This window comes from Phorcysia thermohydrogeniphila (assembly GCF_004339575.1).
Lineage (GTDB): Bacteria > Aquificota > Aquificia > Desulfurobacteriales > Desulfurobacteriaceae > Phorcysia > Phorcysia thermohydrogeniphila.
Genome location: NZ_SMFV01000001.1, coordinates 146,101 through 171,729 on the forward strand (window position 1 = coordinate 146,101; position 25,629 = coordinate 171,729).

The 25,629-nt window shown below is 45.0% G+C and carries 36 protein-coding genes; 5 read left to right on the forward strand and 31 right to left on the reverse strand.

All coding sequences use genetic code 11. The annotated features are described in order from the left end of the window. Positions 1-312: 312 nt before the first annotated feature. Positions 313-849, reverse strand: coding sequence for a restriction endonuclease subunit S domain-containing protein (locus CLV27_RS00700; protein WP_132524793.1), 537 nt, complete (start codon positions 847-849; stop codon positions 313-315). Positions 850-942: 93 nt separating this feature from the next. On the opposite strand from CLV27_RS00700, the gene CLV27_RS00705 reads away from it, so the two are divergent. Beyond that, the gene (locus tag CLV27_RS00705) at positions 943-2,568 is read left to right on the forward strand and encodes a hypothetical protein (RefSeq protein WP_132524795.1); all 1,626 of its coding nucleotides are present in this window, start codon (positions 943-945) and stop codon (positions 2,566-2,568) included. Positions 2,569-2,846: 278 nt separating this feature from the next. Here CLV27_RS00705 and CLV27_RS00710 read toward each other — a convergent pair whose 3' ends face one another. Further along, entirely contained in the window at positions 2,847-3,848 is a 1,002-nt protein-coding gene (locus CLV27_RS00710) for a DUF1786 domain-containing protein (RefSeq protein WP_132524797.1), read from the reverse strand. Positions 3,849-4,019: 171 nt separating this feature from the next. Here CLV27_RS00710 and CLV27_RS00715 point away from each other — a divergent pair, with 171 nt between their 5' ends. The 3 genes from CLV27_RS00715 to CLV27_RS00725 all read left to right on the forward strand — a co-directional run bounded on the left by CLV27_RS00715 (position 4,020) and on the right by CLV27_RS00725 (position 6,276). Continuing rightward, the gene (locus CLV27_RS00715) at positions 4,020-4,223 is read left to right on the forward strand and encodes a helix-turn-helix domain-containing protein (RefSeq protein ID WP_132524799.1); all 204 of its coding nucleotides are present in this window, start codon (positions 4,020-4,022) and stop codon (positions 4,221-4,223) included. 2 nt (positions 4,224-4,225) lie between these two features. Continuing rightward, positions 4,226-5,542, forward strand: a complete 1,317-nt coding sequence (locus CLV27_RS00720) for a hypothetical protein (protein WP_132524801.1) — start codon at positions 4,226-4,228, stop codon at positions 5,540-5,542. Positions 5,543-5,628: 86 nt separating this feature from the next. Next, positions 5,629-6,276 carry a tyrosine-type recombinase/integrase gene (locus CLV27_RS00725; protein ID WP_132524803.1) on the forward strand — a complete coding sequence of 216 codons (648 nt, stop codon included), beginning with the start codon at positions 5,629-5,631 and terminating at the stop codon, positions 6,274-6,276. On the opposite strand, the gene CLV27_RS00730 is transcribed toward CLV27_RS00725, so the two are convergent. From CLV27_RS00730 to CLV27_RS00820, 20 genes are all read right to left on the reverse strand, one after another. After that, complete coding sequence (locus tag CLV27_RS00730; protein WP_132524805.1) at positions 6,242-6,619, reverse strand: HEPN domain-containing protein; 378 nt, start codon at positions 6,617-6,619, stop codon at positions 6,242-6,244. The two genes, CLV27_RS00725 and CLV27_RS00730, sit on opposite strands and share 35 nt — an antisense overlap. Next, complete coding sequence (locus CLV27_RS00735; protein ID WP_132524807.1) at positions 6,616-6,873, reverse strand: hypothetical protein; 258 nt, start codon at positions 6,871-6,873, stop codon at positions 6,616-6,618. The genes CLV27_RS00730 and CLV27_RS00735 overlap by 4 nt, the downstream gene beginning before the upstream one ends. 23 nt (positions 6,874-6,896) lie before the next feature. Next, positions 6,897-7,454: a hypothetical protein gene (locus CLV27_RS00740; protein ID WP_132524809.1), complete on the reverse strand. Its 558-nt coding sequence runs from the start codon at positions 7,452-7,454 to the stop codon at positions 6,897-6,899. Further along, positions 7,444-7,839 (reverse strand): hypothetical protein, encoded by a 396-nt coding sequence (locus CLV27_RS00745; protein WP_132524811.1) that lies wholly within the window; start codon positions 7,837-7,839, stop codon positions 7,444-7,446. The genes CLV27_RS00740 and CLV27_RS00745 overlap by 11 nt, the downstream gene beginning before the upstream one ends. 11 nt (positions 7,840-7,850) lie before the next feature. Further along, complete coding sequence (locus CLV27_RS00750) at positions 7,851-8,480, reverse strand: hypothetical protein (protein WP_132524813.1); 630 nt, start codon at positions 8,478-8,480, stop codon at positions 7,851-7,853. Positions 8,481-8,491: 11 nt separating this feature from the next. Then, a complete protein-coding gene (locus tag CLV27_RS00755; protein WP_165863652.1) occupies positions 8,492-8,827 on the reverse strand; it encodes a M15 family metallopeptidase in 336 nt (111 codons plus the stop codon). 44 nt (positions 8,828-8,871) lie between these two features. Continuing rightward, a complete protein-coding gene (locus tag CLV27_RS00760) occupies positions 8,872-9,354 on the reverse strand; it encodes a hypothetical protein (protein ID WP_132524817.1) in 483 nt (160 codons plus the stop codon). Positions 9,355-9,362: 8 nt separating this feature from the next. Beyond that, positions 9,363-9,497 carry a hypothetical protein gene (locus tag CLV27_RS08605; RefSeq protein WP_274542977.1) on the reverse strand — a complete coding sequence of 45 codons (135 nt, stop codon included), beginning with the start codon at positions 9,495-9,497 and terminating at the stop codon, positions 9,363-9,365. A 1-nt stretch (position 9,498) separates the two neighbouring features. After that, entirely contained in the window at positions 9,499-9,807 is a 309-nt protein-coding gene (locus tag CLV27_RS00765) for a hypothetical protein (RefSeq protein ID WP_132524819.1), read from the reverse strand. Positions 9,808-9,819: 12 nt separating this feature from the next. After that, positions 9,820-10,338: a hypothetical protein gene (locus CLV27_RS00770; protein WP_132524821.1), complete on the reverse strand. Its 519-nt coding sequence runs from the start codon at positions 10,336-10,338 to the stop codon at positions 9,820-9,822. A 48-nt stretch (positions 10,339-10,386) separates the two neighbouring features. Beyond that, positions 10,387-10,719: a hypothetical protein gene (locus CLV27_RS00775; protein ID WP_132524823.1), complete on the reverse strand. Its 333-nt coding sequence runs from the start codon at positions 10,717-10,719 to the stop codon at positions 10,387-10,389. 1 nt (position 10,720) lies between these two features. Next, entirely contained in the window at positions 10,721-11,158 is a 438-nt protein-coding gene (locus tag CLV27_RS00780; RefSeq protein ID WP_132524825.1) for a hypothetical protein, read from the reverse strand. A gap of 23 nt (positions 11,159-11,181) precedes the next feature. Then, positions 11,182-11,724, reverse strand: coding sequence for a hypothetical protein (locus tag CLV27_RS00785; protein WP_132524827.1), 543 nt, complete (start codon positions 11,722-11,724; stop codon positions 11,182-11,184). Between the two features lie 21 nt (positions 11,725-11,745). Further along, positions 11,746-12,114, reverse strand: coding sequence for a hypothetical protein (locus CLV27_RS00790; protein ID WP_132524829.1), 369 nt, complete (start codon positions 12,112-12,114; stop codon positions 11,746-11,748). 3 nt (positions 12,115-12,117) lie between these two features. Beyond that, a complete protein-coding gene (locus CLV27_RS00795; protein ID WP_132524831.1) occupies positions 12,118-12,396 on the reverse strand; it encodes a hypothetical protein in 279 nt (92 codons plus the stop codon). A 3-nt stretch (positions 12,397-12,399) separates the two neighbouring features. After that, positions 12,400-12,777 carry a hypothetical protein gene (locus CLV27_RS00800; RefSeq protein ID WP_132524833.1) on the reverse strand — a complete coding sequence of 126 codons (378 nt, stop codon included), beginning with the start codon at positions 12,775-12,777 and terminating at the stop codon, positions 12,400-12,402. An 11-nt stretch (positions 12,778-12,788) separates the two neighbouring features. Beyond that, entirely contained in the window at positions 12,789-13,697 is a 909-nt protein-coding gene (locus tag CLV27_RS00805; RefSeq protein ID WP_165863653.1) for a transglutaminase-like domain-containing protein, read from the reverse strand. Between the two features lie 181 nt (positions 13,698-13,878). Beyond that, entirely contained in the window at positions 13,879-15,666 is a 1,788-nt protein-coding gene (locus CLV27_RS00810) for a phosphoadenosine phosphosulfate reductase family protein (protein ID WP_132524837.1), read from the reverse strand. 54 nt (positions 15,667-15,720) lie between these two features. Beyond that, the gene (locus CLV27_RS00815; RefSeq protein WP_132524839.1) at positions 15,721-16,023 is read right to left on the reverse strand and encodes an HU family DNA-binding protein; all 303 of its coding nucleotides are present in this window, start codon (positions 16,021-16,023) and stop codon (positions 15,721-15,723) included. Beyond that, positions 16,020-17,279 (reverse strand): transposase, encoded by a 1,260-nt coding sequence (locus CLV27_RS00820; protein ID WP_132524841.1) that lies wholly within the window; start codon positions 17,277-17,279, stop codon positions 16,020-16,022. The genes CLV27_RS00815 and CLV27_RS00820 overlap by 4 nt, the downstream gene beginning before the upstream one ends. 175 nt (positions 17,280-17,454) lie before the next feature. Here CLV27_RS00820 and ftsZ point away from each other — a divergent pair, with 175 nt between their 5' ends. Further along, entirely contained in the window at positions 17,455-18,540 is a 1,086-nt protein-coding gene (ftsZ, locus tag CLV27_RS00825; protein WP_132524843.1) for a cell division protein FtsZ, read from the forward strand. Here ftsZ and CLV27_RS00830 read toward each other — a convergent pair. The 9 genes from CLV27_RS00830 to ribH are packed head-to-tail and all read right to left on the reverse strand — an operon-like array spanning position 18,537 to position 25,626. Then, complete coding sequence (locus CLV27_RS00830; RefSeq protein WP_132524845.1) at positions 18,537-19,118, reverse strand: nicotinamidase; 582 nt, start codon at positions 19,116-19,118, stop codon at positions 18,537-18,539. The genes ftsZ and CLV27_RS00830 overlap by 4 nt on opposite strands. 2 nt (positions 19,119-19,120) lie before the next feature. Continuing rightward, entirely contained in the window at positions 19,121-19,960 is an 840-nt protein-coding gene (locus tag CLV27_RS00835) for a cytidylate kinase-like family protein (RefSeq protein ID WP_132524847.1), read from the reverse strand. After that, positions 19,947-20,465: an SMC-Scp complex subunit ScpB gene (gene scpB, locus CLV27_RS00840; protein WP_132524849.1), complete on the reverse strand. Its 519-nt coding sequence runs from the start codon at positions 20,463-20,465 to the stop codon at positions 19,947-19,949. Before scpB ends, CLV27_RS00835 begins: the two co-directional genes overlap by 14 nt. Next, complete coding sequence (gene murG / locus CLV27_RS00845) at positions 20,458-21,546, reverse strand: undecaprenyldiphospho-muramoylpentapeptide beta-N-acetylglucosaminyltransferase (RefSeq protein WP_132524851.1); 1,089 nt, start codon at positions 21,544-21,546, stop codon at positions 20,458-20,460. Before murG ends, scpB begins: the two co-directional genes overlap by 8 nt. Beyond that, the gene (locus CLV27_RS00850) at positions 21,543-22,709 is read right to left on the reverse strand and encodes an FtsW/RodA/SpoVE family cell cycle protein (protein ID WP_132524853.1); all 1,167 of its coding nucleotides are present in this window, start codon (positions 22,707-22,709) and stop codon (positions 21,543-21,545) included. Before CLV27_RS00850 ends, murG begins: the two co-directional genes overlap by 4 nt. Next, positions 22,696-23,937, reverse strand: coding sequence for a UDP-N-acetylmuramoyl-L-alanine--D-glutamate ligase (gene murD, locus CLV27_RS00855; RefSeq protein ID WP_132524855.1), 1,242 nt, complete (start codon positions 23,935-23,937; stop codon positions 22,696-22,698). The genes CLV27_RS00850 and murD overlap by 14 nt, the downstream gene beginning before the upstream one ends. Positions 23,938-23,951: 14 nt before the next feature. Beyond that, complete coding sequence (locus tag CLV27_RS00860; RefSeq protein ID WP_132524857.1) at positions 23,952-24,752, reverse strand: LpxI family protein; 801 nt, start codon at positions 24,750-24,752, stop codon at positions 23,952-23,954. Then, the gene (gene nusB, locus CLV27_RS00865; RefSeq protein ID WP_132524859.1) at positions 24,749-25,168 is read right to left on the reverse strand and encodes a transcription antitermination factor NusB; all 420 of its coding nucleotides are present in this window, start codon (positions 25,166-25,168) and stop codon (positions 24,749-24,751) included. The genes CLV27_RS00860 and nusB overlap by 4 nt, the downstream gene beginning before the upstream one ends. Then, the gene (gene ribH / locus CLV27_RS00870) at positions 25,165-25,626 is read right to left on the reverse strand and encodes a 6,7-dimethyl-8-ribityllumazine synthase (protein ID WP_132525524.1); all 462 of its coding nucleotides are present in this window, start codon (positions 25,624-25,626) and stop codon (positions 25,165-25,167) included. Before ribH ends, nusB begins: the two co-directional genes overlap by 4 nt. Positions 25,627-25,629: the final 3 nt, after the last annotated feature.

Here is a 25,629-nt window from a genome sequence, read left to right on the forward strand (position 1 = left end):
ACTCAAAGTTACGCTTTCTATGAAAGCTCAAACACCCTTTTTGAATTTTCTAACGTAAACTTACTAAAACTTTGTTCTGAGGAAATCTGGCTTCTGTTTGTTTGAGGGTTTCTTAAGAGCTCTTTCAGGTTCTCTTCGCTTGGAATGATGTCGGGGAAGAGGCCTTTTGTGGTTCGGGAGAGAATGTTAAGGCGGAGATAGTCTTGGGTGAGAGGGAGTGTGGAGTCGGGTTGCTTGGTTTGTTTAGTAAAAGCTTGTGTGTTAAGTCTTCTTTCTATAGCTCCTTCAAAAGTGTTTTCCATTCTCTACCTCCTACCACCCTCTTTCGTGAAGGAAAGCTCTCTCAGCGTTGTCTTTCTTGATTTCTTCTTTAGCGTTCCTAATTTCCTGTCTTATAGCCTCGCTGTGAGAGGCTATCAAATCCATAGTGTTTTCCACGCTATCCCCTACAAACTCAACAATTTTAGTTCCCCTATCGTCTATATGCTCTTTCAGCTCCTTCTTAGTCCGCCTGACTTCATTTTCTACCTTTTCCAGCCTCTTTTCCATCTTCTCCTCAAACGCCTTCAAGGCCTGCTTTACGGTAGCGGCTATATACTCCTGCAAGTCTGTAAGTGGTAGGGACATTAGTTTTTTGGCCGTGAGCTCCCCGTCAGGGCTGTTCTGGAACGTTTCAAGCATCAGCTTGGTTAGGCTTTCCTTAACACTATCGTCTTGCAGGAACGGAAAATCTTCTTCGTGCCGGCAAAGGGTGTTATAGAACCGGAAAGGAACAGTAGCAAGCTCTTTCTTTCCCTCTTCTTCCAGTTTACGGATGAAGGCTGGTTTTTCTACTTTAGCTGTTTTCATTTTTTCCTCCCTTATTTTCGGTTTTTCATTTCAATTATAGTCCTTCTATCCCGCCAAAAAAGTTCATGGAGTTTTCGTATAATTGAACCTGCCATGGAGCGAAGGGATTTCATTAAACTATCTGTACTGCCCTTAGCATCATCGGCCGTTGGATGTAGTAGTAGAACTAATTCTTTAAAAGTCCTAATTCCTTCCTCTCGTCCATCAGAGGAAAAAATAAGGAAAATATTTGAAAATAAGAGAGACCCTTTGACACTTAAATATCTTACGCTTTACCACCAGCTCTTAAACGGTATGAACTATCTTCGCAGTAGCTACAAGAAACAAGGCTACATAAAGGTTAGCGACTTGATGAATTTTTACTCAGTTCCTCTTTTTAAATTCATTCAAACTTTTATCTACATCACTCTAATTAAAAGCTCAGCAAAAGCACCACAAGTCATAAAAAGGGGCTATTACTTCATAATACCACCGGGAGCTGTTTTAAGCTATAAACATCACGGTTTCTGCATGAATCATGACCGTCCAGCGCCGGTCTGGAACGACCGTCTAAGACTTGAACCGATATCAAAAATTGGGATTCCGTCCAAGCTTTTACCTGTTTTAAAATGCGTAATTCTTAACAAGGAAAAGCTTAACAACCCTCAAGGACTCGTGTGGTTCCTCGTAGAGATTGACAAAATACCTTACTCGGAGCTTATCAAAGGTAGATACTCTTACCACTTGAGGGAGTTAGAAAAGGTTTGTCCGGGTAGCCGAGAGGTTATCCTTTCATACAAAAGAAGTCAGATTCCTAAGGAACTATTTGTAGCTTTACTTAAGCAGCTTAAAATTAAAGTTGGGTATAAGACTTACACATTGGATGAGCTTGTTTTCAATCCGAACGTAACTCAGAAGCTATTGAACGAGCTAATTCAGCGTGGAAAGGAGCTCCCCGGCCCAAAAGGTGCAGGTTATTCAGAAATCTTGAAGGAAGTTTATGCTAAGTCGGTTGGAATATCTCCCTTGACCGGTAAGGTAGAAATTCTCAACTTTTCCGACAAGCCCATATCTTTTTCTCCCCTTGACTACTATTTACAACCTGCAGCTAAGAAACAAAGGATTTCACCCGTCGCTGATATTCAAGACGTCTATGCTCATTTTCCTCTTCCTTCAGAAAGCGAGGTCTTCTATCAGAAAGTTATATGCAGTTTGGTCAAGATAGCTAAAAAGATATTTGGTGAAATTTTCCCTGAAAAAGGAGATAAACTTCTAAAGGAACTTGCAGAAAAAATACTGGAAAGAGAAGATTCAAAGCTAAGGAAATTCCTTGGCAAAGAAGTAGCCGAATTCCTTTCAAGAGTTTTAAAGGAAACACCTATAGCAAGAGGAATGGGACTATACGAGTCTTTGTGCGGAAAGTCTTTCCTTTTTTGCGAACCTCTTTCATGTAAGGACAGAGCTATTGCTTTTGTTACAGTTTTTTCTCCAACTATTGCTGATACCTTAGCTAAGATTGCTGAAAAGGTCTCTTATTACGTTGAAGCAATAGAGAATGAGGAAAAGAATATTGTTATAGATAGGTATGCAAGACCTATTGTGGATTTCTTTAAGAAGTGTGATTCCTACTCCGGTAAGGTGACTATGCCGGTCTGTGATGGTCTGTGTATTACAACGTGGTTTAAAGGAGACCCATTTAGTCGTGAAAAGAGTTTTGGGGATGTGATAAGTTCTTGTTGATTTGTTTTGTGTACCAAAATAGTAAAATTTTATGGTAAATTATCAAATACCCTCTACTTCCAAAATCTAGATAAGACTTAGACTCTCTGCTAACAACGCTTGTAGAAGTGGAACTTTTTGCTCTACATCTCTATAGCTATAAATAGCGCTAAGGGAAGTTGCAGATTCTTTGGTTCATCCCTTGAATAGCAGAAAAGCTCTGAAAAGCAAGATGCTTGTTGATGGGGATCAGTTGTTGTTGGGTATGGTTTTATGAGTTTTGTCTTATTCGTAAATTTTTATGGTAAATTATTCAAAGCAAACAGAAGCCCTACACAACCCGTAATCATCACATCCCCTCCGGGGAAGGCATACTCTCCGTACTTTTTAAAGAGAGCTCTGTTGGGTCCTGCAATAAAGACCTTCTCCGGTTCTACCTTCTCAAAGACTACAGCTCCGTGGCCGTTGTCAAGGAAAACCTCTTCAAAGGTAAGGGTGGCTTTACAGAGCTTCTCAACAAGCGCTTTCAGCTTCTCTGCCGTAAGGTAGCGTGTGTGGTGTTCAAAGAGACCGCATACATTTCCGTCTTTAATTGAAACCCCAAGGGTGTGGCCATTTCCAATATCAAGACCAACAAACTCTTTAACTCCTAATTCCTTAGCGTAAGCAAGGATTCCGCAGATAGAAGCAACTTTACTATCCATAACAAAACCGGAAAAACCTTTTTCTCTAAGCTGTTCTAAGATTGAATCAAACCTACTGAAAAAGCCTGTCTTTTCAGTAACGATAAAGTCGCGAGGGTCTCTTGTCTCCTCAAGTTTTTTCTCAAAATACTTAAACCTCGTAACCCTGTCACTCTGGCCTTTTATAAAGCCGTGGTCCTGACAGGCAACGGCTATAACCTTAGGGTTGAAAGGCCTTCCAGCCAACCTTAAGAGCTCCTCGTAAACGTTAAACTCAAGGTCGGAAAGGTAAAGGTTTGGTTTTTCAACTCTATCTGCAATATCAATTCCGAGTGACCTAACCTTTTCAAGGTCGTCTTTTATGGTCCTTGCTGCCCTTTCTGAAATTACAACTCTATAACCCTTATTTAAATGATTAATAATGGCCTTCTTTACAGGCCCTCCTCCCATTACGTAGCCATCAATAAAAAGGTCTTCATTAAACGAAGCTACCCTCCTTGCTAACTTTACGGTAGGAGAAGGGAGTATTGCCTTGACCCAGTTCTCTACGTTGAGGTTCTCATCAGCGTAAAGTAAATCCTGAGTTCCCTTTCCAATATCCACGGCAAAAACTTCCATACTTTAACCTCCTAAAGGCTTTTCAGACAGTTTAACATCCTGTATCAAGTCCTAATGACCAGAGTTCGCTACAGGATTTAGAAAATAAGCCAAGAAAAAACAAAAGAAGAGAGGGGGGAAGTTTTTCTTATACTCTCCCTTAAGGTGCACAAAAATTGTGCAGGGTGAGGCGTGCCTAAGGAGCTCTTCAACGTAAAAGTTTACTCTGTGAAGGAAATAGCACGGCTCTTGGGAAAGTCGGAGTCCACCATTCGTCGTTACATCTACGACGGCCAGCTGGGGGCTATTCAGATAGGCCGTGAGTACCTAATCCCGGAGAGTGAGCTCTTTGCCTTCATCAAGAAAAACCAGACCAAACCTAACATTTGGAGGTAGCTATGGCAGAAGAAAAGGAACTCCAGACCGGAGTTGTTGATGTGAACTCCCCGGAAGAGGTATTTAAGGCTTTACGTGGTGAGATTACCCGTATAACTATCATGCGGGACGGTAAAGTTCTGGATAGAGCCCTACCAGAAGAAGTTGACGATGATGTTGTCTTTTGGGTAAAGGAAAAATACGGCGGCGGTAAGTATCAGCTTATCCTTTTTGGAGCGGACGGAAGAGTAAAGAAGAGACTTTCTTTTGCGATTGACGGAACTCCTAAGTTCCCGCAAGAGGAGAAGGAGGGAAGTAAAGACGCAATGGTGGAGCTCCTTTCTAAGCTGGTTGAAAAGTTAGAAGAGAAAAGGCGTTCCCCTTCTGAATCTGAATTAACTACTGTCTTTGAAAAGATGATGGAAATGCAAATGGAAAACACAAAGACGATTATTGAGCTCCTCAAAAACGAGAAACCAAAAGAGAAGGGATTCTTAGATAGTCTGATTGATAAGGTTCTCTCTAACCCGCAAATATTACTTGCGGCCGGTAGCGGACTCTGGAAGTTAATTCAAAAGGCTATCGCTAATAAGAATGAGCTCCTTGAACTTATCAAGGTGGCCAAAGATGACCCCGAACTTAAAGAGCTTGCCATTCAGGCCGTAGGTGCTAAGTATGGAGGCGGTGGAGGAATCATTGACAGGATTCTTTCTAATCCTGAGCTCCTTAACAAAACTCTTGACATAGTGAATAAGGCTCTTGCCATTCGTGAGGCTGGCCAGAATCCAATTCCAACGGTAAAGAGGGAGCTCCACAAGTTGGCCAGAAATGGCCAGCAGATAAAACAGTCCACAACCGTTGTGGATACTCCTGTGGACAGCGGGAAGATAAACGAGGTAAGGGGTGAAGAGGTGAGCGTTGTAGGCGTGCAGGAAGTAGTAGCTCTTGGTACTAAGATTCTGGACTTAGCCGAAAAGGGAGCTAACGCAGGCCAGATATGGGATTCTTTAAGCGATGAAGAGATTGACATTCTGATAGCTCTAACAGAACAATACGGCATAAAGGATTCGGAAGGACTTGTTAGGTTACTTGAAGAGCTCCCGGTTCCCCGCTTTACCGTTGCAGGCTACATAGATGCTGTGAAGAGACACAAGGCGGTTATTGATGAGCTCCTTTCCTACTTGTTTGCTGAGGAAGTAGGGGAAGATTCTCAGGAAGGACCACAGGAAAGTGAGCAGGTGTATATGCAGGTGGTAGATGAGCAGGTAAATAGGGAGACTACAGGAGACCTATCAGGTGAATTACAGGCGAATCACAGGAAGATTACAGGTGAGGGGTAGGTTTTGGCAGAGAAAGAGGGTCTTTTTGACCCTCGTTTTACAAAATTAGTATTTTGTAAAATCGGCGGGATAGCGTAAGTAAGACAATGGCTAAAGGCAGATTAAGGCTTGAAGATGTCCCAAGTTGGGAAGAGGTTCTTAGGCTGTGGGATTTCGTCCTTGACAGGTTCATAGGTGCAGGTGAGGAGGCAGAGAAGGTAAGGAGGGAGCTCCTACGGGAGGGATTCCGTCCTATCTATGGCCTTCGGGAAGTTTGCTTTTTCGGCCTGCTTTTCTTTACAGGGTGTAGGGTTAGTGAGCTCCTTGCTATACGGAAAAAGGACGTCAATCTCTTGAAAAAGGTGATTTTGATACGGCAGTTAAAGAAGAGGAAAGGGGAGGAGCTCGTAAGGGAGGTTCTCCTTCCTCCACCGGTAGAGGAGTATGTAAGAGAGTACGTTTTGAGGGAAGTTAAAGGGGAGGAGCTCCCTCTTTTTGAGTTTACCCGTCAAAGAGCGTGGCAGTTGGTTAGGGAGCTCACGGAAAAGGTTTTGGATAGGCCACTACATCCTCACGTTTTTAGGCATGCTTTTGCTATTAGGCTGTTGAAAACCATTTCTAATTTGGAATACGTTAGGCGGTTATTGGGACACAAGGACTATGATACCTTAAAGCATTACTTGGATTTTACGATTGAGGATATGAAGGAGGAGCTCCTTTCTAAGACTTTTGGAGAGACTGCAAAACAGAAATGATGTATTCGGCTTTTTTGAAAGCTTTTACAGCTTCTTCCTTTTCTATATCAAAGGCAGGCTGATAGTCAGCATCTTCTCTCATCTTCCTCAAAGAGTGAATAAAAGCTGGAATCGTCTTTCTGTATTCGTCCGGTAGGTATTGACCTATGTGAGAAGGGACAAATTGATGTAAGCGCTTCCTGTTCCAATCAACTTTCTTATGATTTTCATCTATCCATAGGGCAGCGTAAAGCAATGCTGCATAATAACTACGTGCTATTATTGTTCTGTATACTCCCTCATTACCCCTCTTTTTCAAGAGAGACCTACATAACTCCAAAATTTGAATCGGAAACTCTTTCATACTAAGGAAATCCCCACCTTTTTGCCCAATTTCTTCTGAAGGGTCTGCTCAAGGTTGACAAGTTCTACTATATCTTGAGGAGTAGGAGAAATTTTTACAATCATCGCTTTTTGATATGTAGGAGCAAAAGGAGAGATGGCCATCTTAACTTTTTTAACCCTATACCCCTTCTCCTCTAAAAATTTCAACGTTGTTTCATAAGCCTTAGCAAGGTCTTGGTCTTCAACTTTGGCAGGGTTCTTTATTACCTTCATGGCCAGCTCCAAAAACAGTTCACTTAAAAAGTTTTTGCGTAGGCCAGAACTTTGTCAAGGTAGCCGGGAGCTCTCCTTCCCCACCTGTAGGCCGTTGGTCCTACGTGATAGGCCTGAATGGCGTCAAAAAGGGTGTGTATTCTGTACGGGTGGCCGTACTTAGTTCTTAGAGCATGGAGATATTTAGCGGCAGCTTCGGCCTGTAGGTAGATAGCCCTTTCATCGCTTACTTTGTCAATAGTTCTCCTAAAGCCGGGAAGAGGGTTGTACTCGTTAAGGGCATCTTGGAGAGCTCCGTTTGTGAGGCCGAAAAGGCCGAAGCTCTTACCGTCTGGATGCATGGAACGCAAGTATTCCCTGCTACATCCGGATTCTGTCATACAGATTCCCCAAAGAACCTCGGCCGGTACTCTTTGTTCAAAAGCAACCTTGTCTATCTGCTGTTTTAAAAGTTCCCTCCATTGAGGAGATAAGGAATCGGCAGAGGAAGGGGAGCTCCCTCCTCCTGTATGAGCGTGAGCTCTTGTAGCAAGAACAAGTATTGCAACCCCTGCTATCGGGAGAAGGGTTTTAAGCTTCATCTTTGCCTCCCGGTTCCACCTCTTTGAGGACCTTTTTGAGTTTCGGCAGTAGAAAAGTACGGACGTCCTCGGCAATCTTTAAGAGTAGTTTCTGACCAGCTTCACTTACTTGCTTTTCTGCCTCTTCTTCTACAGCCCAAACTTTTTCGTAAAGGGAAAGCAAGTATTTAGCGTCCTCATCTCCTTGCTGGGCATCTACAAGTATTTCTCCCATGTTTTTGTAACCACCCCTCTTTTGGGCTTCCCGGTAAAAGAATTCATCCGTGAGGTAATTAAGCGTTTCTATAGTGGCCTGCCTTAGTTCTTCCTCCGTGAGCTCCCCACGGTAGTTTTGCTGTATGAGACCGTCAACTTTGAGCATTCTTGCGGTGAGTTTGAGTTTCATCATTCCCTCCTTTAAAGAGCTCCGTATCCTGAACCGCTCCATAGTACGTTAATTGGACGGCCTGAATCGTCTTTCATGATTCCACGGAAGAGCGTTTTAAAGGTTGCTCTTGGCAAGTTAGCGTAAGGGGAAGTTATCACTCCATACCAACTGACCGCCGCTGGTGAATAAACCTCTAATAAGCCGTAGAGGGCGGAAGCTTCAATCCTCACGCAACAAGCAACCAAGAGGGAAAAGAAGGGAGAACGGGTATCACGCTTAATAAAGCAAGGATGTACAAAAGAGCGGCTACCTCCGGATGTAGCGGGAAGTTCTACTATGCCGGAACCGTGTATCTCCAGAGAAGCCACGTACGAATGGGTAAGCCCGTAGATTTCTCCTTCTTTTGATTTTCCTACTCTCAGCCTTTTTCCGTTCAAAAACAGCCTTACGTTTTTTCCGCCTATGTCAATTATGCCGACTTCTTCATTCCAAAAAACATCTGACGTCAGGTGTATGTCAATGTTTACAGCCTGAGCAGTTAAGGCTTCTTTTAGGGAGGTAGCATCTTCAACGTAAAAGGTTCTTTGAATCCTGCCTGCTAAGCTTTTTACTTTTTCTATCTCTGACTTAACTCTTGCGTCATATTGACCCCTAAACATCCAGTCCTCCTTTAGCCCTCCTTCTCAAAGTGTGGGACATCTTTAAACGTCCGAAAATGGCCACCCCAGCGGTTATCTTTGCTTAAGGATTCCCAAAAGCGGCCTATCGGCTCAATATCCTCTACGTTCCACGTAAGAACAAAAGGTGAGCCGTTGACTATTACAGACGGCTCTTCCCCCGGCCGTGCCGGACGGAAGAGATTAAGGTCTATCGCAAGTCGTTTTAAGTGCTGTGAATTCATTGTTCTACTTCTGCCTATCTGCACATAGTACTTTTGCATGTTAGGGTGTCTCCAGAGCTCCCCTCCAGTTGCTACCCATCCACGGCGTTCTATTTCTTTTATCAACTCCGCAACTTGTCTTAGGAATTCCCATTGTTTCTCCACAAGGCTCATTTCTCTACCCCTCTCAGCTTCTCAATAGAGCGCAAGCTGAAATAACCGATAACGGCTATTTTCAGGAGTTCTGACAGCGTAGTGATGTAGAGGTCCTTCACCTGTATGAGGTTTTGGTCAAGGATGGCCAGAATGGTGTAAGCCAAGAGGAGATACACAAGGGTAAAAGGCCTTACAAGTTTGGTAACTGTTCCGGCAGCGTTATCAGACAACCACCTTCTTGTGGTTTCTCGGTCTATTGTTGCCAAGTAGGTGAGCTCCTTTTCTTTCTCTTCAAGGAGTATCTTTTGGAGCTCCTCTTCGTGTTTTAGTTCCAGCTCCTTTAGCTTGACGAGTAGTTCGGGATTTTGGAGCTCCCCGGGATTGTCCGGTATCTTGACACCAAATTTTTTTTCTACAAAGCCCTTTCCCTTTTGCTTTATCACGTCGGCCAAAAGATTCAGGCCTGCTGAGGCTAAAGCTCCCGCAAGTGCTAACACAGCTCACCTCACTTGATAAGCCTTAGTAGGTGGTCAACTAAGTAAATCGCCGCTAAGATGCTTCCTGTCCAAACAGCTATACGTTTTTCTAAGTTGGCTATCCGTTCCATTAGTTTCTCTACGTTGCTTTCTAAGTTTTGCACCTTAACCTCCAGAGCTGTTATCCTTTCTTTCGTGTCCATTTCTACCCCGTGCAAACTTTACGTTAGCACTTATCTGTAGCGGTTCACCTAAAGACGGTTCAAGGTAGAAAGAGAAGGAGAGTTCGGCTTTCTTTGCAGACAGTATTTTTTGAACAGGGGAGCTCCCAGTTTTGGTTTTTATGACGTAGCCTTTCGGTTTTTGGGGTGTGCTTTTTTGGGGGTAACTTTCTGCCCCCACTTTTCCCGTGAGCTCCCCTATTTGATTAGTGAGCTCTATAGCTCCTTTGAGAAAGTTAACTAATTCCTTCATTTTTACCTTTCCCTAAGTGCATTTGGGTAATTCTTCGCCAATGAGCTCCACCATTAAGTAGAGCTTGTTTTCATCCAGCGTATCGTCTTCATTGAACTCTACAAGCTCGTATTCCTCCTGTGGCTCATAACAGTTGACCAGACCCGTGATAGTCCCTTCTAAGATTACGTCTAAATTTCGGAATATTCTTTTTGCAGGTGGACGGGTCGCTATTTCTATCGTCTTTGTAATGGGATGAGGAACTTCATCTACTATCTGGATTTTCTTCTTCCTTTTGAAGCTGAGAATTTCTACTTTGCTGTGGCCGTTCTCACGGAGGAAAAGGTCGTAAGGGTATACAGCTACGGCACTGTAGGTAAAAGACCCCGTTCCTAATCCAAGGGCCTCGTTGTCTCCTTCTATCCACGCCACAGGAGTAGCATAGATGTGGAGCTCTTTCAGGAGAAAAACTTTCCCTTCAGGGATTTGGGCTATTGTAATTTCTTCGGATTTTCCGGTCTCAACAAGAAAGTCAACAGCCATTACCTTCATAGAATCCTCCCTGCGGTCGGAAAAGAAAAGAGGGGGAGCTCCCCCTCTTTACTCACCTGTATAGCCAAGAACGGCTACGCCTATTGGTTTTGAAGGTTCGGAGTTACACTCAACAACAAGCTCAAGACTTGTGTTTTTGACTTCTTTGGGGGCTGGAAGTGTAAGCTTTTTGCTTGCAGTGCTAAAAATTCCACCCCCAAGCGGACGAGGACCAAAGACAGAGTTCCCGGCATCTAAAAGGTCAAGTGTAGAGTCCGCCGGGACATCCGCTATTACGTCGGTTATCTTAAAGCCGTCGGGAACGGCCACCGTTTGTCTGTTTATCCCTCTCTGTGGGGAGAGGATAAAGAAACTTATCGCATACGCCGTCGCTGTGGACATTTTAGCCCTCCTCACCCTCTATCTCTATGAAGAGGTCTACCGGGTTCTGGTTGGCAGAGGGTTTTTCATAGCTGATTACAACGTTGTACTCACCACCAGCAGGAACTACGATTTCTACCGGAAAGCCATAAGCGTGGTCGGTCGTGTAGGGGTTACACTCTTTTGTCCTGAAAAAGGCAGGACCACACTCAACTTTCTTTCCAGTTTGTCCCTCAATCGTAACAACCGCACCTTGAACGGCCTTTTGGACTTCTTTTGGGTCAGTTCCCGGAGCTCCATGAATCATTAGTTTGTATATCCTCAGCTTGGAAGAGGCAGGAGCTACGGGTTCTTTTCCTTTTGAGTACCTATCCTCGGCTGTCTGCTTAAATGGTTGAATAGTTCCAGTCATCTCTGGCTTAACTGTAAACTTAGCCCAGTTTACGTATGGCCTTGGCATCTCTACCTCCCTCAAATGTTTTTTTAAAGGCTAAAAGCGTTTTCTCTTTCGGAAACTTCGGGTATTTCAACCCCTTCAAGTCCTTCAAGCTCGTAAGGAACGTCGTAAGGTTCGTCTTCCCCATGAAGAGAAATAACGTTTCTTCCCTTAAAGACAAAACGGTCAATTAAGTTGATGATGATTTTTGCCCCTGCACCGGCCGTTATGCCCATCGCAAACTCTTTTCTTCTCCCCCCTTTCTTTAAGAGCAGAAGGCCTGTTGCAAGAGTGGTTACATCTCCAAGTGAAACAGGAAGAGAAGGAACTGGAATCTTGCTAAAGACGTAGTTGTCAAGTAGTTTTCCGCCTGCAAGTCCTACGGCCGCACCTGCAGAAATTTCAAGGAGGGCGTTTGAATCACGGGCAGGGTTAGCGATAATCACAACATTCCTGCTCTTCCCTCTGTTTGATACGGATGTTCTTTTGGTGCTCTTTTGGCCTTTTGAGCTCCTTCTGGAGCTCTTTCTTTTTCTCTCCTTTGTCTCCTTTGAAGGATTGATTACCATTCCTATGAGCTCCTTTGGCATCTCTTACCTCCATTTGGGTTTTTAGCCTTCAATTCCTCTCTCCGTTACTCGTCCAGAGAAGTTTGCTATGTAGAGTTCTTCTCCGTCTGGGTCTGTTAAAAGGTCTGGAAGTTTTGAAATGCGGAATCTCCTCTCTTTCCTAAGACAGACTTCCCCTCCGCACTTACAGCACTTAAGGGAGAAGGGCTCGGGTTCGCCCCCAAAGAAGTGGATATATGGTTTAGGGCCATCTCCTTTGTCGGCTAAGTAAACGACACCTAAGAGCTTTCCAAGATGGACAAAAGTCTTTGTTAGCTTTATACGGACTTGTGAAGCTTGTTTAGGCAACTTTCCCCAATGGAACTTTTCGTAAAGTTCAATTGCTTTATTGAGTTCCTCTTTCTTACTCACTTTCTACCTCTTTACGAGTTTTGTAACGAGATAGGCTACAGAGGCCCCAATAATGGCTTTCCCTATTTCTTCGGTAACTTCTGCCACGTCTTTCAAAAAGGATTTTTCTTTCCCAATTGATGCACAGACCTTGGGGTCTATCTTGCCCTGTTTAGCTAAGTCAAAGCATTCCTTTTGATTTTTGAACGCAAGTTCTTTCTCTTTATCCTCTTCAAGCTTCTTTCCCAAGAGAATTCCCGCTCCACCTACGGCCAAAAGGCCAGCTATCGCTAACGGCAACATCGCTTACCTCTTTCTAAGCAGGAGTAACGCTACAAGTGCCCAAGGTAGGTATTTTTCAAGATTTACTTTGTCTTTCTGTGGCGTAGGTGCAGGCCTTGAAGGATAGTATTGAGCTACTTCTAAGCTTGAATAGGAATGTGGTGGCTGAGGCGCAGGGGCAGGTGCAGAAGGATAACGGTTCTGGTACATTTTTGAGTAAGTGTCTATGTAGTTATCTGCCGCAACTGCTGCACTTGCGAAAGTTCCGCCAATAGCTTTTCCTGCCGCCGAGATAGCGCTTTTCCCTATCCTTTTTACTGTTTTCCCAACTTTCTTGACTGCGTGCTTAACTTTTTTGAAAACTTTCTTAAACCCCCCGAATAATCCAAGCTCGTAAACCATCTCTCACCTCATCACCATAGGGCATATACCACTGCACCGCCGGCAATTAACGCCCACCAAGGGAAGCTTCCTTCTTTGTGAGCTCCTTTTGTCGTTTTTTCTACCGCCTTTGTTGTTGTGATGTGTCTCTGTAGTGAGCTTGTATGCCTGACAGGCCTTACAGGACGGTCAGCTCTTGCAGGATGGTAAGGACGGAGAAGAGGTTTATGATGTGGCTTGTAATGCTTTCGTTGGCAAAGCTTATTTGGACTTGGAATAACACGACCGTTCGGACATACAAGAGGTGCACATGGATGCCTTGCGGTTAGCACGCACTTGCCTTCCTTGCGGGCAAGAAAAAGAGTAGCGTGGTAATTAGGAACGTTCTTGGGACGATTGTAATGCATGTGAAGGAAGTACCAGCTTTTAGGGCGGTGTATTACTCCGCCGCCAAGTTCAAAAACTTCTTTTTTTGTTGTATCCACTTCTATCCATCCTCTATTAGGGTTAAAAACTTCGGTAACTACGTGCCCCCAGCGTTCGTTGACCTTTTTGATTTTGATACGTGTGTTAAGGCCAACAGCCCTAAGCAGTGATGCAGTTAGGACCGCAAAATCGTCGCAATCGCCTATACCGTACTCCAGCGTCCGAACGGGGCTTTGGAATACTTCCGTGCGTGGCGGGTCGTTGACGTACTTGACGTTTCTTCTTACGAACTCAGCAATGCGGGCTATATAGCAGTCGTAGTTTTTCTCTTTACACGGCCTAATTATTCCAGCTACAAGGGAACGGATACGAGGGTGGAGTGCATACTCACGGGAGAGCTCCTCTAAGATAGCTAAGCTCTGGTCGTTAGAGGTAAGGCGTATCCTGTAAGCCTCTGGAAACTTTGAAACCTTCTCAGGTTCTACTCCTAAGCTGGCCAGTTTCCCGTAGTCCACGCTACCCTCCCAATCGGGGGAAGGGTAGCACGGAAAAATGCACGTTTTGCTAAGTTTTGCACGTTGACGTGCAAAAAAGTGAATTACGTGCAAAAAAGAACAATTCGTGCATAGGTATTACAGATTCCGCAGTTGGTATTAAAAGGTGCTAAGCGGGCACGATGGACCATCAGGGTGAGTGTTACGCTCCGACGGTTTCAAAAAGAGGGAGCTCCATTGCAGGATTCAAGGCCTTTAGAAATCTTCTTAGCTTTTCTTCACTCCAAAGAGGTAACGAGGAATCTAAGCTATCGGCATTGGCCTTGATGGCTTCTCTCACCTTTTTCACTGAGCCCGCTCTTGCGTAGTGGAATTTTCGGCCAAGTGAGTGAGCTAAGGAGCTCCACATAGGAGCTGTTTTCTTAAACTCATCCGTTCCGCCTAAGAAGAGGCCTCTAATTTGAGGGTAGCTAATAAGGACTTCTTTGACCTCTTCAACGGACATTCCATCTTGGACGGCCAAATACCACGGGAATGGTATATAACGGAGCTCCTTCTCCAGCCAATAGATAGAGAGCTCCAGAGAACGCATTCCGCCGCCTACAACGTCCGGGAGAACGGCCAAATAAGGAAGGTGGAAGGCTTCGGCTATCTTGATGGCCTTCTCCAAGTTCCGTCTATAGCGGTCTGCATCAAATTCTTTCCCTTTAAGGAAGTCGCCGTAAGCTCCGTTGTCAAAACCCCATCTTTCAGCGGGATAGGGTCGTATTGGCTTTTCTATGAACATTCGGCCTATTCCGTATTTCTGGAAAAGTCTTACAAGTCGTGAGCTCCTCGTGTCGCCTGTAAGCACTACAGGCCTTTTTTGCTTTTCAATCTTCCATTTCAGAAACGGATTGAGATGCAAAATACCATCTTTGACATTGTAGAGAATGAAACTTCCGTGAGCTCCCTTCCCGTCAGGATGGATAGGATAGTCAACGAGTATCACGTTCCAAACAACAATGTAGTAAATTCCTCCCTTAAGAGCCTTTTCCAGTTCCTTAATCATCAAGTAGAAGAGGGGAAGGGGTTTTCTGCCCTCAAGGACTCTCTTCCCGTGAAAGCGTTTAATCGTCTCCCATGCTACACGGATACGCTCAAAGCCGTCTTCAAATACCACATTAAGCTTGGCTTTACTTTTTTCAAAAGGAAGTTCCAACATTTTAGCCTTCTCCTTTGCTTTTTTTATGAGCTCGTTTGCTTTTTTTATGAGCTCGTCCAAGCTGTAATCTACGTGGAATCTTCCCGGAACTGCCTTGTCTAACTCTCTCATCTCTTTTAGTCGTTTTTGGGAAAAAGGGTCTCCTCCTAATGCTTTCTGAATTACTTGAACGATTTCTTTTCTTGATAGAAAGCAGGGGTAGCAACCTACTCTTTCAAAATCCTGATAGAGGGGATTTAAGGGGACGCCTCTTTTACGTAGTTCCCTAAAGACTTCTTCTTTTGTGAGGTCCTTAATGGGGTAGTAGAAAAGGATGTCAAAAGGATACTTTTCCCCGAATCTCGTTTTTTGACCAGCTTTCAGTAGAAAATCTTCTGTGTTCCTCCGAGCAATGCTTTCCTCTTTCCTAATCCCTATCCAGACTTCCGCCAACCTAAAGGGAAAAGAAAAGTAAAAGCTCTCATAGAACTTTCTTTGAGCTTCCGTCTTTAGAATCTGGGTGCAATATCTTCTGCGTGGAGAGGGGAAAACTCCCTTTTTTCTAATCAGAGCGGGAAGGCCTCCCTTAAAAGCCTCTATCCTATGGATTCTGATAGCAAAAAACCTTTCTAATTCCTCCAAGTATCTGTAAGTTTCCGGATGTTCCCACTTTGTATCGCAAAAGACTGGAACTACAGGAACATCCGTGTCTTTGTACTTCTCCAGCGCAAGGGCTAATGTTAGCGTGCTATCTTTCCCGCCTGAAACAGACACAAAACAGACCCTTTCAAAGACAAAAGAGCTCATTATTTCCCCCAGATAAGCTTTAGAGGATGGCCAGACTTGACAATTACTTATTTGTTACTTACAAGGGAGTTTCACCCTGCTTTCCTTCTTTGAATAGTTGAACCCCAAAACCTTGTAAGAAACGGAATTAAGAACCGTTTTCCCTTCCCTCGTGGGTGCATGGCTCTTGTTCACAACTCTTGGGAAAAACCTCCCGAATCCCCGGAAAGTGATTGCGTAGTCTTCATGTAACACGGCTCTTTTCACTTCTTCTAAAAAGTCGTTAATCATTGTCTCTATTTGCTCTTGCGTGAGCTCCTTCCACAACGGTCTTTCTTTTAACCGCTTAGCTATGTCCCTCCTCGTGAGTGTAATCATCTCTTTCTCCCCTTTTTCTTCTTCTTACCCCTTTGCTCCTCTAACTGCTTAACATTTCGCCTAAGCTCCTCTCTCGTGAGAGGGCTTATCAAGTCCTCTAAGCTCGCCTCAAGGAGCTCCGGGGTGAACTTCTCACCGTGCTTAAGACAGTAGTACATCACCCGCAAGTATTTCACAGAGAACTTATGAAAAGCCTTCTTAAAAACTCCTCCAGTCTTAAGCAAGTAATAACGGAAGTAATCGGCCGCAACGTTCTTTACGCTATCTCTCTTAAAGAGCTGACACACCATAAACATTTCACGGCGAACAAGCCTGTTAGAGTTCACTTTTTTCTTGTAGTTAACCGACGTCCCGCTTTGGTTTTCTTGTTTCGTAAATCCCATGAACTTGATAAAGGCCTTCCAATTGGGAAATCTCCTAATGTCTATATAACTTGCCTTTAAGGTCAAGGCTCTACTTTTTCCTATGCCCGGAAAACTCATCAAAATTTCAAGGTCTCTCTTTATGGAGGGTTTCTCTGAAAGCAGTTCCAGCCGCTCTTCTACTTGTTGCTTTTGTCTAAGTAGTAATTCCAAAATTTGCATTTCGGAAGTTAACTCTATCAAAAGCTCCTCTTGGATTGCCGAAAAGGGAGTAAAGTTCTCGGCAAGCTCTCTTAAACGAGATAGGTTTTTAGGGTTTTCAAGTCTGTTCTTTGTAAAGTTTTCATACTCGTGGGGGAATAGAACAGCTATGCACTGGCGTATTCTGTTTATGGATTTCTGAATTGTCTTCTCTATTCTTACTTTTCTTTGGGTTAAGAACCTTAAGGTATAGGCATCATAGTCAAGGGGAATAACAGGGACAGGAAGAGCTCCAATGATGGCCAAAAGGCGAGCATCATAGTAGTCGTTTTTGCTTGGGGTAGAGAAGAGCTCTCTTGCGGCCTTTAGCTTTTTTCCCTCAACAAGGTAAAGTTCCGCTACATCTAAAAAGGTTTCAACGATGGGTAGAGAGTAACGGCCAGTTTGCTCAAAGTAGATTCTAATCTTCCTGTTGTCTGCTTTTTTGATGAGCTCCTCTTTGAAAGTTTTGAGTTCTGAATGATTTACTTTGTGCACCTGACCGTCAACGGCAAAGACAGAAAAAGTTGCCCCCACATCAACACCTATCACGCAAACACCAGAATTTTTGAAGGCATTGAGTATAATTCTCTCGGCAATGTGAAAAGGAGGTTTCCGTGTCTTCTGGAAGAGCTCCCACAACTCTACGAGCATAACATTCCTCCCTTTGTGGGAGGGCAAGGAAGGCGGAGAAGTATACAGGGTAGGCTGGGTTTAGAACCCGCCTAATATTTTAGGTGTCCTGCCTCCCTTGCCCGTTGTTGTTAATTTACAACAATTATATTGCGAAATATTTTAGATTCAAATCAAGCGCAAAATAGGAGGCCAAATGTTTGAAATAGCTGATGACACTTTCCAAGGCCCTGTAATTAAGGTCATAGGCGTCGGAGGAGGCGGAGGAAACGCAGTATCAAGGATGTTTGAACAAGGAATAGAAGGAGTTGAGTTCATTGCCATAAATACAGACGCTCAGGTTCTTTCCAAACTTCCAGTTCCCGTTAAGGTTCAGATAGGAGAAAAGTTAACCAAGGGGCTTGGAGCTGGAGGAAAACCAGAAATTGGAGAGCAGGCCGCCTTAGAAGATGAACCGAAAATAAGGGAAATCTTAGAGAACTCCGATATGGTCTTCATTACAGCAGGAATGGGCGGAGGTACCGGAACAGGAGCTGCTCCAATAGTTGCAAAAATTGCTAAGGATATGGGAATCCTCACTGTTGGCGTTGTCACAAGGCCCTTTGATTTTGAAGGAAGGAAGAGGCACGAGTTTGCAGAGGCCGGAATAAAGAGGCTTAAAGAGTTCGTTGACACACTCATGGTAATTCCCAACCAGAAACTTATAACCGTAGCTCCTAAAGGCCTCAGCATAATAGATGCCTTTAAGCTTGCAGATAACGTTCTCTACCAAGCGGTAAAGGGCATTACGGAAGTAATTACAAAGCCGGGGCTGATAAACTTAGACTTTGCAGACGTTAAGACGGTAATGCAGAGCGGCGGATACGCGTTAATGGGAACAGGAGAAGCTGAAGGGGAGGATAGAGCTCTCACCGCAGCAAGGAAGGCGATAGATAACCCACTCTTAGAGAACGTTCAGGTAGAAGGGGCAAGCAGGATACTCGTAAACATCACAGGAGGGCCGGACTTAACCCTTGACGAGGCTTACGCCGCCGCAGGACTTATAAAAGAGAGAGCCAAGAGGGACGACACCAACTTCTTCTTCGGCGTAACGGTGGACGAGGACCTTGAAGGGGTTCTTCAAGTAACGGTAATTGCTACAGGCTTTGACGAAAAGGGAAGACCTTTAAGGGGGTTCACGAGCTCCTACTCCTACTCCTACGGAACCGAAAAGGAGCAGGAGGACGCTTTCGGCATAGACATCAACAAGCTGCTTGAGAGCCTAAAAGAGGAAGAGGACTAACGAAGGTCATCCAGTGTAGCCTTTACTGCTCCTCTTAGGAGCATCTCCTCAACTGCCCTTTCTACGTCGCCGGGGTTGACGTCCACTCCCCTTGAAGCGTCCTCCAAAAAGAAGACGGTATAGCCAAGGTTCAGAGCTCCCAGCACGGTGTTCTTTACGCAGTAGTCTGTAGCAAGTCCTCCGATGAAGAGCCTTTTTACGCCCCTTTCTTTTAAGAGGGAATGAAGGAGCGTCCCTTGAAAGCCGGAGTAGGCCTCAAGCTCAGGCCTATCTCCCTTGTTGATTATGAAAGTATCGGGAGGAAGTTTTAGGCCGTCGGCAAATGACGCTCCCTCAGTCCACTGAACACAGTGCTTAGGCCACAGTCCCCCGTTTTCTCTAAAAGAAACGTGGTTTTCTGGATGCCAGTCCCGAGTAGCAAAAATCGGTTGACCCTTAGAGGTAAAGAAGGCAATATACTCGTTTAAAGGCTCAACCACCTCGTCACCCTTTGGAACGGGGAGAGCTCCCCCCGGTAGAAAGTCTTTTTGAACGTCCACGATTATAAGGGCATCATAGGGAGTAACTTTTACCTTCATCGCTACTCACCCACCACCAGCTCAAAGGCTTTCAGTGCAACTTCCACGGCGCTATCAACTGAGAGCTTGGAGGTGTTGAGCTTGAGGTGGAAGAGGGATATATCGGCAACGTCAACGTCGCACAGGTCCCTGTAGAACTCTTTCTCCTTCTCGTCTATTCTCCTTAGCTGCCTCTCGGCTTCAGATAGTGAAACTCCTGTTCTTTCGGCGTAAACCTTTACCCTGTCGGCAAAGGGAGCTTCAACCTTAATGTGGAGAGTTCCGGGGTACTCCTTCAGGATGCAGGCAGAAGCGTGGCCTACAATAACAACGTTGTTTGAAACGGCAAAAGACGTAACGGCTTTTGTAAGGGCCTCCCTAAATTCTTCAAAGGTTATATCCCTTCTCTTCTCTCCAAAGAGAGCTCCAAAGTCTATAAAGCTCCTGTCTATCTGGAAAAGGTCAAAGATTGTCAGCTTTGAGGAGACATATTTAAACTCGTTAAACTCCTCTATCTCCCACTCAGGAACTTCAAGCCTCTTAGCGACTTCCTGAAGTATTTCTGAAAAGACCAGCTTATAGCCGAGCTTTTCAGCTATCCCCCTCGCAACGTCAAGACCAAGGGAGCCAAGTTCATAAGTCACAGTAACAACACCCATTATTCCCTCCGGTATTCCATTTTTTAGCAACTCTTTTCTTATTTTATCAACTAACTCAACAAAAAAATCAGAATCAATGCTTAAAGGTAAAGTCCTGTCCAGAGCTCTGAGTCTCTCCTCTATAGCGGGCAGGAACTCATCACAGCAGAGAGCTAACTCCTCATCCTCATAAAGGATATCTATAGCCTCATCAATCCTGCCCATTTAAGTCTTCCTCTAAGGAAACTTTCGGGAGCTCCTCTATTGAATTTAGTCCAAAGTGGTACAAGAATGCATCGGTAGTTCTATAAAGCTTTGGCCTACCGGGAGTGTTAGCCCTACCGGCAACCTCTATCAGCCCCTTTTCAAGGAGGGACTTTATAGCGCCATCACAGTTCTGTCCCCTTATCTTCATAATGTCTTTCTTTGTAATCGGCTGGTTGTAGGCAATCACGGCAAGGACCTCTAAAAGAGGCCTTGAAAGCTTTACCGGCCTATCCTCTACAAAGGACTTAAGGGTTTTTGATAGGTCGGGAGCTGTAAAGAAGCGGTAACCACCGGCAACCTTTTTAAGGACAATCCCCCTCTCTGCGTAGTCCTCTACAAGCTCTTCAAGGGCTTTCTTTACCTCTTCAATCTCAAATCCCAACCTTTCTGAAAGGACCTTCTCAGAAACCGGCTCCTGAGACAGGAAGATTGCAGCCTCTACAGCTCTTTTCACCTCACCCATTGATAATCTCTCTCACCACCCTTTCAGTAGAGTCAAAAATGGCAAGCCTTTTCATGTTCTTAGAGATTTCCCCTGCCATTATATCAAAGAGCAAGAGCTTCACAGTAGTTGCAACTTCCTTTGGCGTAAGCTCTTCCTGCCTTTTCAGGATACAAGCCCCTGCCTCATAGAGCTCCTTAGCGTTGTAGAACTGGTGATCATCTACGGCGTAGGGAAAGGGAATAAAGAGGGTAGGTATGCCAAAGAGGAGAATCTCTGAAATGGCGAGAGCTCCAGCCCGAGAAACTGCAGCGTCGGCTACCGAGTAGAGCTCCCAGATTTTTGGATAAAAGGTAAAAACTCTGGCCTCTATTCCCTCCTTCCTGTAAATATCCTCCATCTCCGGAGATTTTCCCTCGCCTGTAACATGAATAATTTGAAGCTTCTCCCTAAGGTCAGTAAGCTCAGGGGCTACTTTCTTCATAGTCTCGTTTATCCAGAGAGCTCCCTGACTACCACCAACGACAAGGAGGGTCTTTTTCTTTTCAGAAAGGGACAGCGCCCTTAAAACTTTCTTCCTTAAAGACTCTTTGTTTTTTACGGCCTCAAGAATTTCTCCCCTGACGGGGTTACCTGTAAAAACGGCTTTACCGTTAAAAAAGCCGGTCGCACCCCTATAACCTACGAGCACTTTTTTAGCAAAGCGAGATAGGAGGAGGTTCGTTTTTCCGGGGATTGAGTTCTGCTCCTGAAGTATCAGGGGGACTCCTTTAACCGTCGCAGCAACACCCAAGGGGAAAGAGACGTATCCTCCAAAGAGAACGACCCTATCGGGCTTAAAGGAGGAGATAACAGAAAAGGCCTGCCAGATGCTCTTAAGGAGGGAGAAGCCGTTTAGGAGGGATTTAACTCCCTTACCCCTTACTCCCTTAGAGTCAATGAAGACGGAAGGTGACGGGAGGAGCTCCCGTTTTCTACTCTCAATACCGGCCGTAGAACCCACAAAGAGAACTTCGTGGCCTTCCTCAATGAGCCTTTTAGAAACGGCCAGACAGGGGAAGAGGTGTCCTCCCGTTCCTCCACCGGAGACGATAATTCTCACGCAAACTTCCCCCTTCCTAAGAGCCTTATGTTGGTTCTACTCTCTTCAGGCAAGAATCTTGCAATGTTCATCAAAATTCCAACGGCAATGAACATAGAAATGAGTGAAGTTCCTCCCATACTCATAAAGGGAAGGGTAATTCCCGTTGTGGGGACAAGTCCAAGGTTTACCCCCATATGAACCATTCCCTGAAGGAAGATGTAGAGTGTCAACCCCAGCGCCATGAACTTTCCAACCTTCTCATCCGTCCTGTCGGCAATGGAGAGACCTAAGTAGAGTATCAGGAAGAAGGCAAGAAGAACCAGCCCTGCGCCGAGAGCTCCAGTCTCTTCGGCAATGTGGGCGTACATAAAGTCGCTAAAGGAAAAGGTAAGGAAGAGGAACTTTGACTGAGCTCCCTGCCCAATTCCCATTCCGGTTAACCCACCCTTAGCAAAGGCCACAAAGGCCTGAACGAGTTGGTAGCTGTTGTACTTTGCAGATGTGTGGAAGTATCCTGCAGGGTCAAGGAGAATCTTTATCCTCGCAAGACGGTAGGGGGCTGTAACGACGGCAACCACGAACATAACAATCCCTAAGAGCATCGGGTAGAGAATGTAGCGAAAGTTCAATCCGGTAATGAAGAGAATCGCAAAGATAACGATTGAGAGAATCATCGCAGAGCCAAGGTCCTTCTCTAAGAGAATCAGGATAACCGGAATAAAGGAGAGGACGATAAAGCCGATAAAGACTTTAACGTCTGACTGTATTTCATACCACTTATACCTTAAGTAACCGGCAACGAAGAGAATGACGAACACTTTGGCAACTTCTGCAGGCTGGACGGAGAAACCTGCAATGAATATCCAGCTCTTAGAGTTGTTAACCTCCTTTCCAAAGATTAGGACAGCAATCAGCAGAAGGTTGGCTACAAGGTAGAGTCCCCAGATGTAACGCTTGTTAACGGCAAGGTTTCTGTAGTCAAGGAACTTGTAGATTCCAAGGGCGATTACCACCCCTATAACGAGGGCGATGGACTGTTTTAAGGCAAAGGAGTAGGGAGCAACGCCGTGCTTGAGACAGTAAAAGTAACTACCGGTGTATACAAAGACTATTCCACTTACAGAAAGGAGTATCGCTATTATGAATATGAGAAAGGCAGAGTACTTTCTACCGTCCCGCAAGAGTTTCCTCCAAGAGCCTTACAGCCTCCTTAAACTTTTCTCCTCTTTCCTCAAAGTTTTTAAACATATCAAAACTTGCACACCCCGGAGAGAGGAGGACAACGTCTCCACTCTCGGCTAAACCGTAAGCCCTCTCTACCGCAGAGTAGATATCACCTTCAATAACAACGTCTACAAGGTCTCCAAAGAGGGACTTAAAGGTAGGTGCAGTCTCTCCAATTGCAACAATGGCTTTAACTCTCTCCTCAACGAGGGACTTTAAAGGAGAAAAGTCCAGTCCCTTATCGCTACCACCGGCAATAAGGACAATCCTGTTAAAGCTCTCAAGGGCTTTCCTCAAGGAGTCAACGTTTGTTGACTTGGAATCGTTTATGAAAGTAACCCCGTTAATGGTGGCAACAAACTCTGTCCTGTGGGGAAGTCCTTTAAAGGTCTTAAAGCCCTGTAAGATAACGTCCTCAGGGACTCCGAGCTCTTTTAGAACCAAAAGGGAGGCCATGTAGTTTTCAGCGTTGTGAACGCCTTTTAGGGGGAGCTCCTTTAAAGGTAGAATAAACTCCCCACAAACTATTCTATCACCTTCCAAGAAAGCATCTGCTCTTTTTTTCCTGCTGAAAAAGAGGAAGTTCTCTCCCTTTAGATTCCCCAAGATAGGGTCGTCAAGGTTCAAAATGGAAAGTTCTGACTTGGAGAGGAGTTTAAGCTTTGCAGAGGCGTAATCTGAAAGGGATGAGTACCTGTTAAGGTGGTCTGGAGTGATGTTGAGGATTACCGAAATCTCACACTTAAAGTCAACAAGGTCCTCTATCTGGAAGGATGAAAGCTCAAGGACAGTTATGGAATCCTCACTCGTTTCCTCAGTAAAAGAAGAAAAGGGTATACCGTAGTTCCCTCCGATGAAGGCTTTATAACCTCCGGTAAGTAGAACGTGGTGAATGAGGGCTGTCGTTGTGCTCTTTCCGTTAGTTCCCGTTATTGCAACTATCCTGCCTTTTGAAAAACGGTAGGCAAGCTCCACCTCACCTATGACGGGAACGCCAGAGTTTTTTAACTTCTGGACAACCGGATGGTTGGGAGGAACTCCGGGAGACTTTACAGCTAAGGAGGGATTTTCTGGAAGTGGAAGGGGATTTTTATCGTCGTAGGGAGTAACTCTGTAGCCCTTTCTCCTTAAGAGCTCTGCAGCAGCAGTTCCACTTTTTCCCATACCAATGACTACAGCTTCCACAGCCCACTCCAAGGCTATACTGCAATAACGGCTATACCTTCTTTTCTTGCAATTTCAACAACCTTTTCTCTATCAAGAAGGAAGGTTCTGCCGGCCTCAAAGGCAACGGCTTTTCCACCCAAAAGTGCTACCAGCTTAACTGTGTCAGCCCCCAAGGTGGGGACATCCACCCTCATATCCTGAAATCTCCTTGCAGCCTTACAGACGGTAAAGCCCTTACCGGCTAAGGAAGCTCCCCTCTTTATGCACTCATCGGTACCCTCAATTCCTTCAAGGGCAACGACAGTTCCCTCCTTAACGACGACCGTCTGGCCTACGTCAAGGGAGGCAATCTCCTTCGCCACCTTCATACCAAGCTCTACGTCCTTCTTTAAAGAGGAAGAGAGCTCCCCAGCTATGACACCCGGCTCTGTAAGCAGGTGGGACAGGAAGGGAGTCGGGTCAACTACGGCCGTTCCCGTCTTTTCTATCTCCGATATTATGCCCTTGATAATGGTTTCGGGCTTCCTGTCCTCTAAGGAGAGGATGAAAGTAAGTGCCTTCAGGTCAAAACCTGAAAATGTAAGGGCTACCCTGTGCTCAACCTTTCCAAGGATTGCAATCTGGGGAAGTCTCTCTTTCTTTAAAAGCTTAAGGAAAGCTCCCAGCTTAAAGGGCTTTATCCAGAAAACTTTGTCAGATAGGCTCTCAACCTCTCTATTGGTTATCCCCTCAAGGGCAAAAGTTACAGTCTCGTAGCCTTTTGATGAAGCAGACTTTAAAAACTCTAAAGGGAGGGAGCCCTTACCGGCAAGGAGTCCTATCCTCTCCTTCACTTAGCAGACTCCGACTTAATCCTGTCAAGGATGGCGTTTACAAACCTTGGAGACTTTACATCCTCTCCGTAAACCTTTGCAATATCAACAGCGTCGTTAATAACCGCCTCTGGAGGGGAGAAACTTTCGTTGAGTATCTCGTAGGTAGCAACTCTTAGGATAGACCTGTCCATGGGGAGGAGACGGGAAACTACCCAGCCCTTCTTCAAGTACCTTGAAATCTCCATATCAACGTTCTTTAAGTTCTCAATGGTCTTTTCAAAGAGGTGCTCTGCCATCTGTTTTACTTCTGGGGAGGCGCTTCTTTCTTCCCAGTAGTTAGAGATAATCTCCTCCGGAGAGAAGTTTCCGATATCGTACTGGTACATCATTAAACAGGCGTGTTCTCTTGCCTCTTTTTTATCCCTGTTCGTCATCCCATCTCCCTCAAGAGATTAACCATCTCTATTGCCGCTAAAGCTGCCTCCCAACCTTTGTTTCCGGCCTTTGTTCCGGCCCTGTCTATTGCCTGCTCAACAGTATCGGTGGTAAGAACTCCGAATATCACCGGCTTTTCAGCCTCAAGGGAAACGTTAGCGATTCCCTTACTCACTTCAGCAGCAACGTAGTCAAAGTGGGGAGTTTCTCCCCTTATGACAGCTCCAAGGGCAATAACGGCGTCAAAGTCTTTTTTTGCCAGTTTCTTGGCAACTAAGGGAAGCTCAAAAGAGCCGGGAACCTTAAAAACGGTTATGTCCTCTTCTCTACCACCGTGGCGGAGGATACAGTCAATAGCTCCCTCTAAGAGTCTATCGGTTATAAAGGAGTTAAACCTGCTTACCGCTATCGCAAACTTTATCCCGTCAGCTTTGAGTTTACCTTCAACTACTTTCACCAC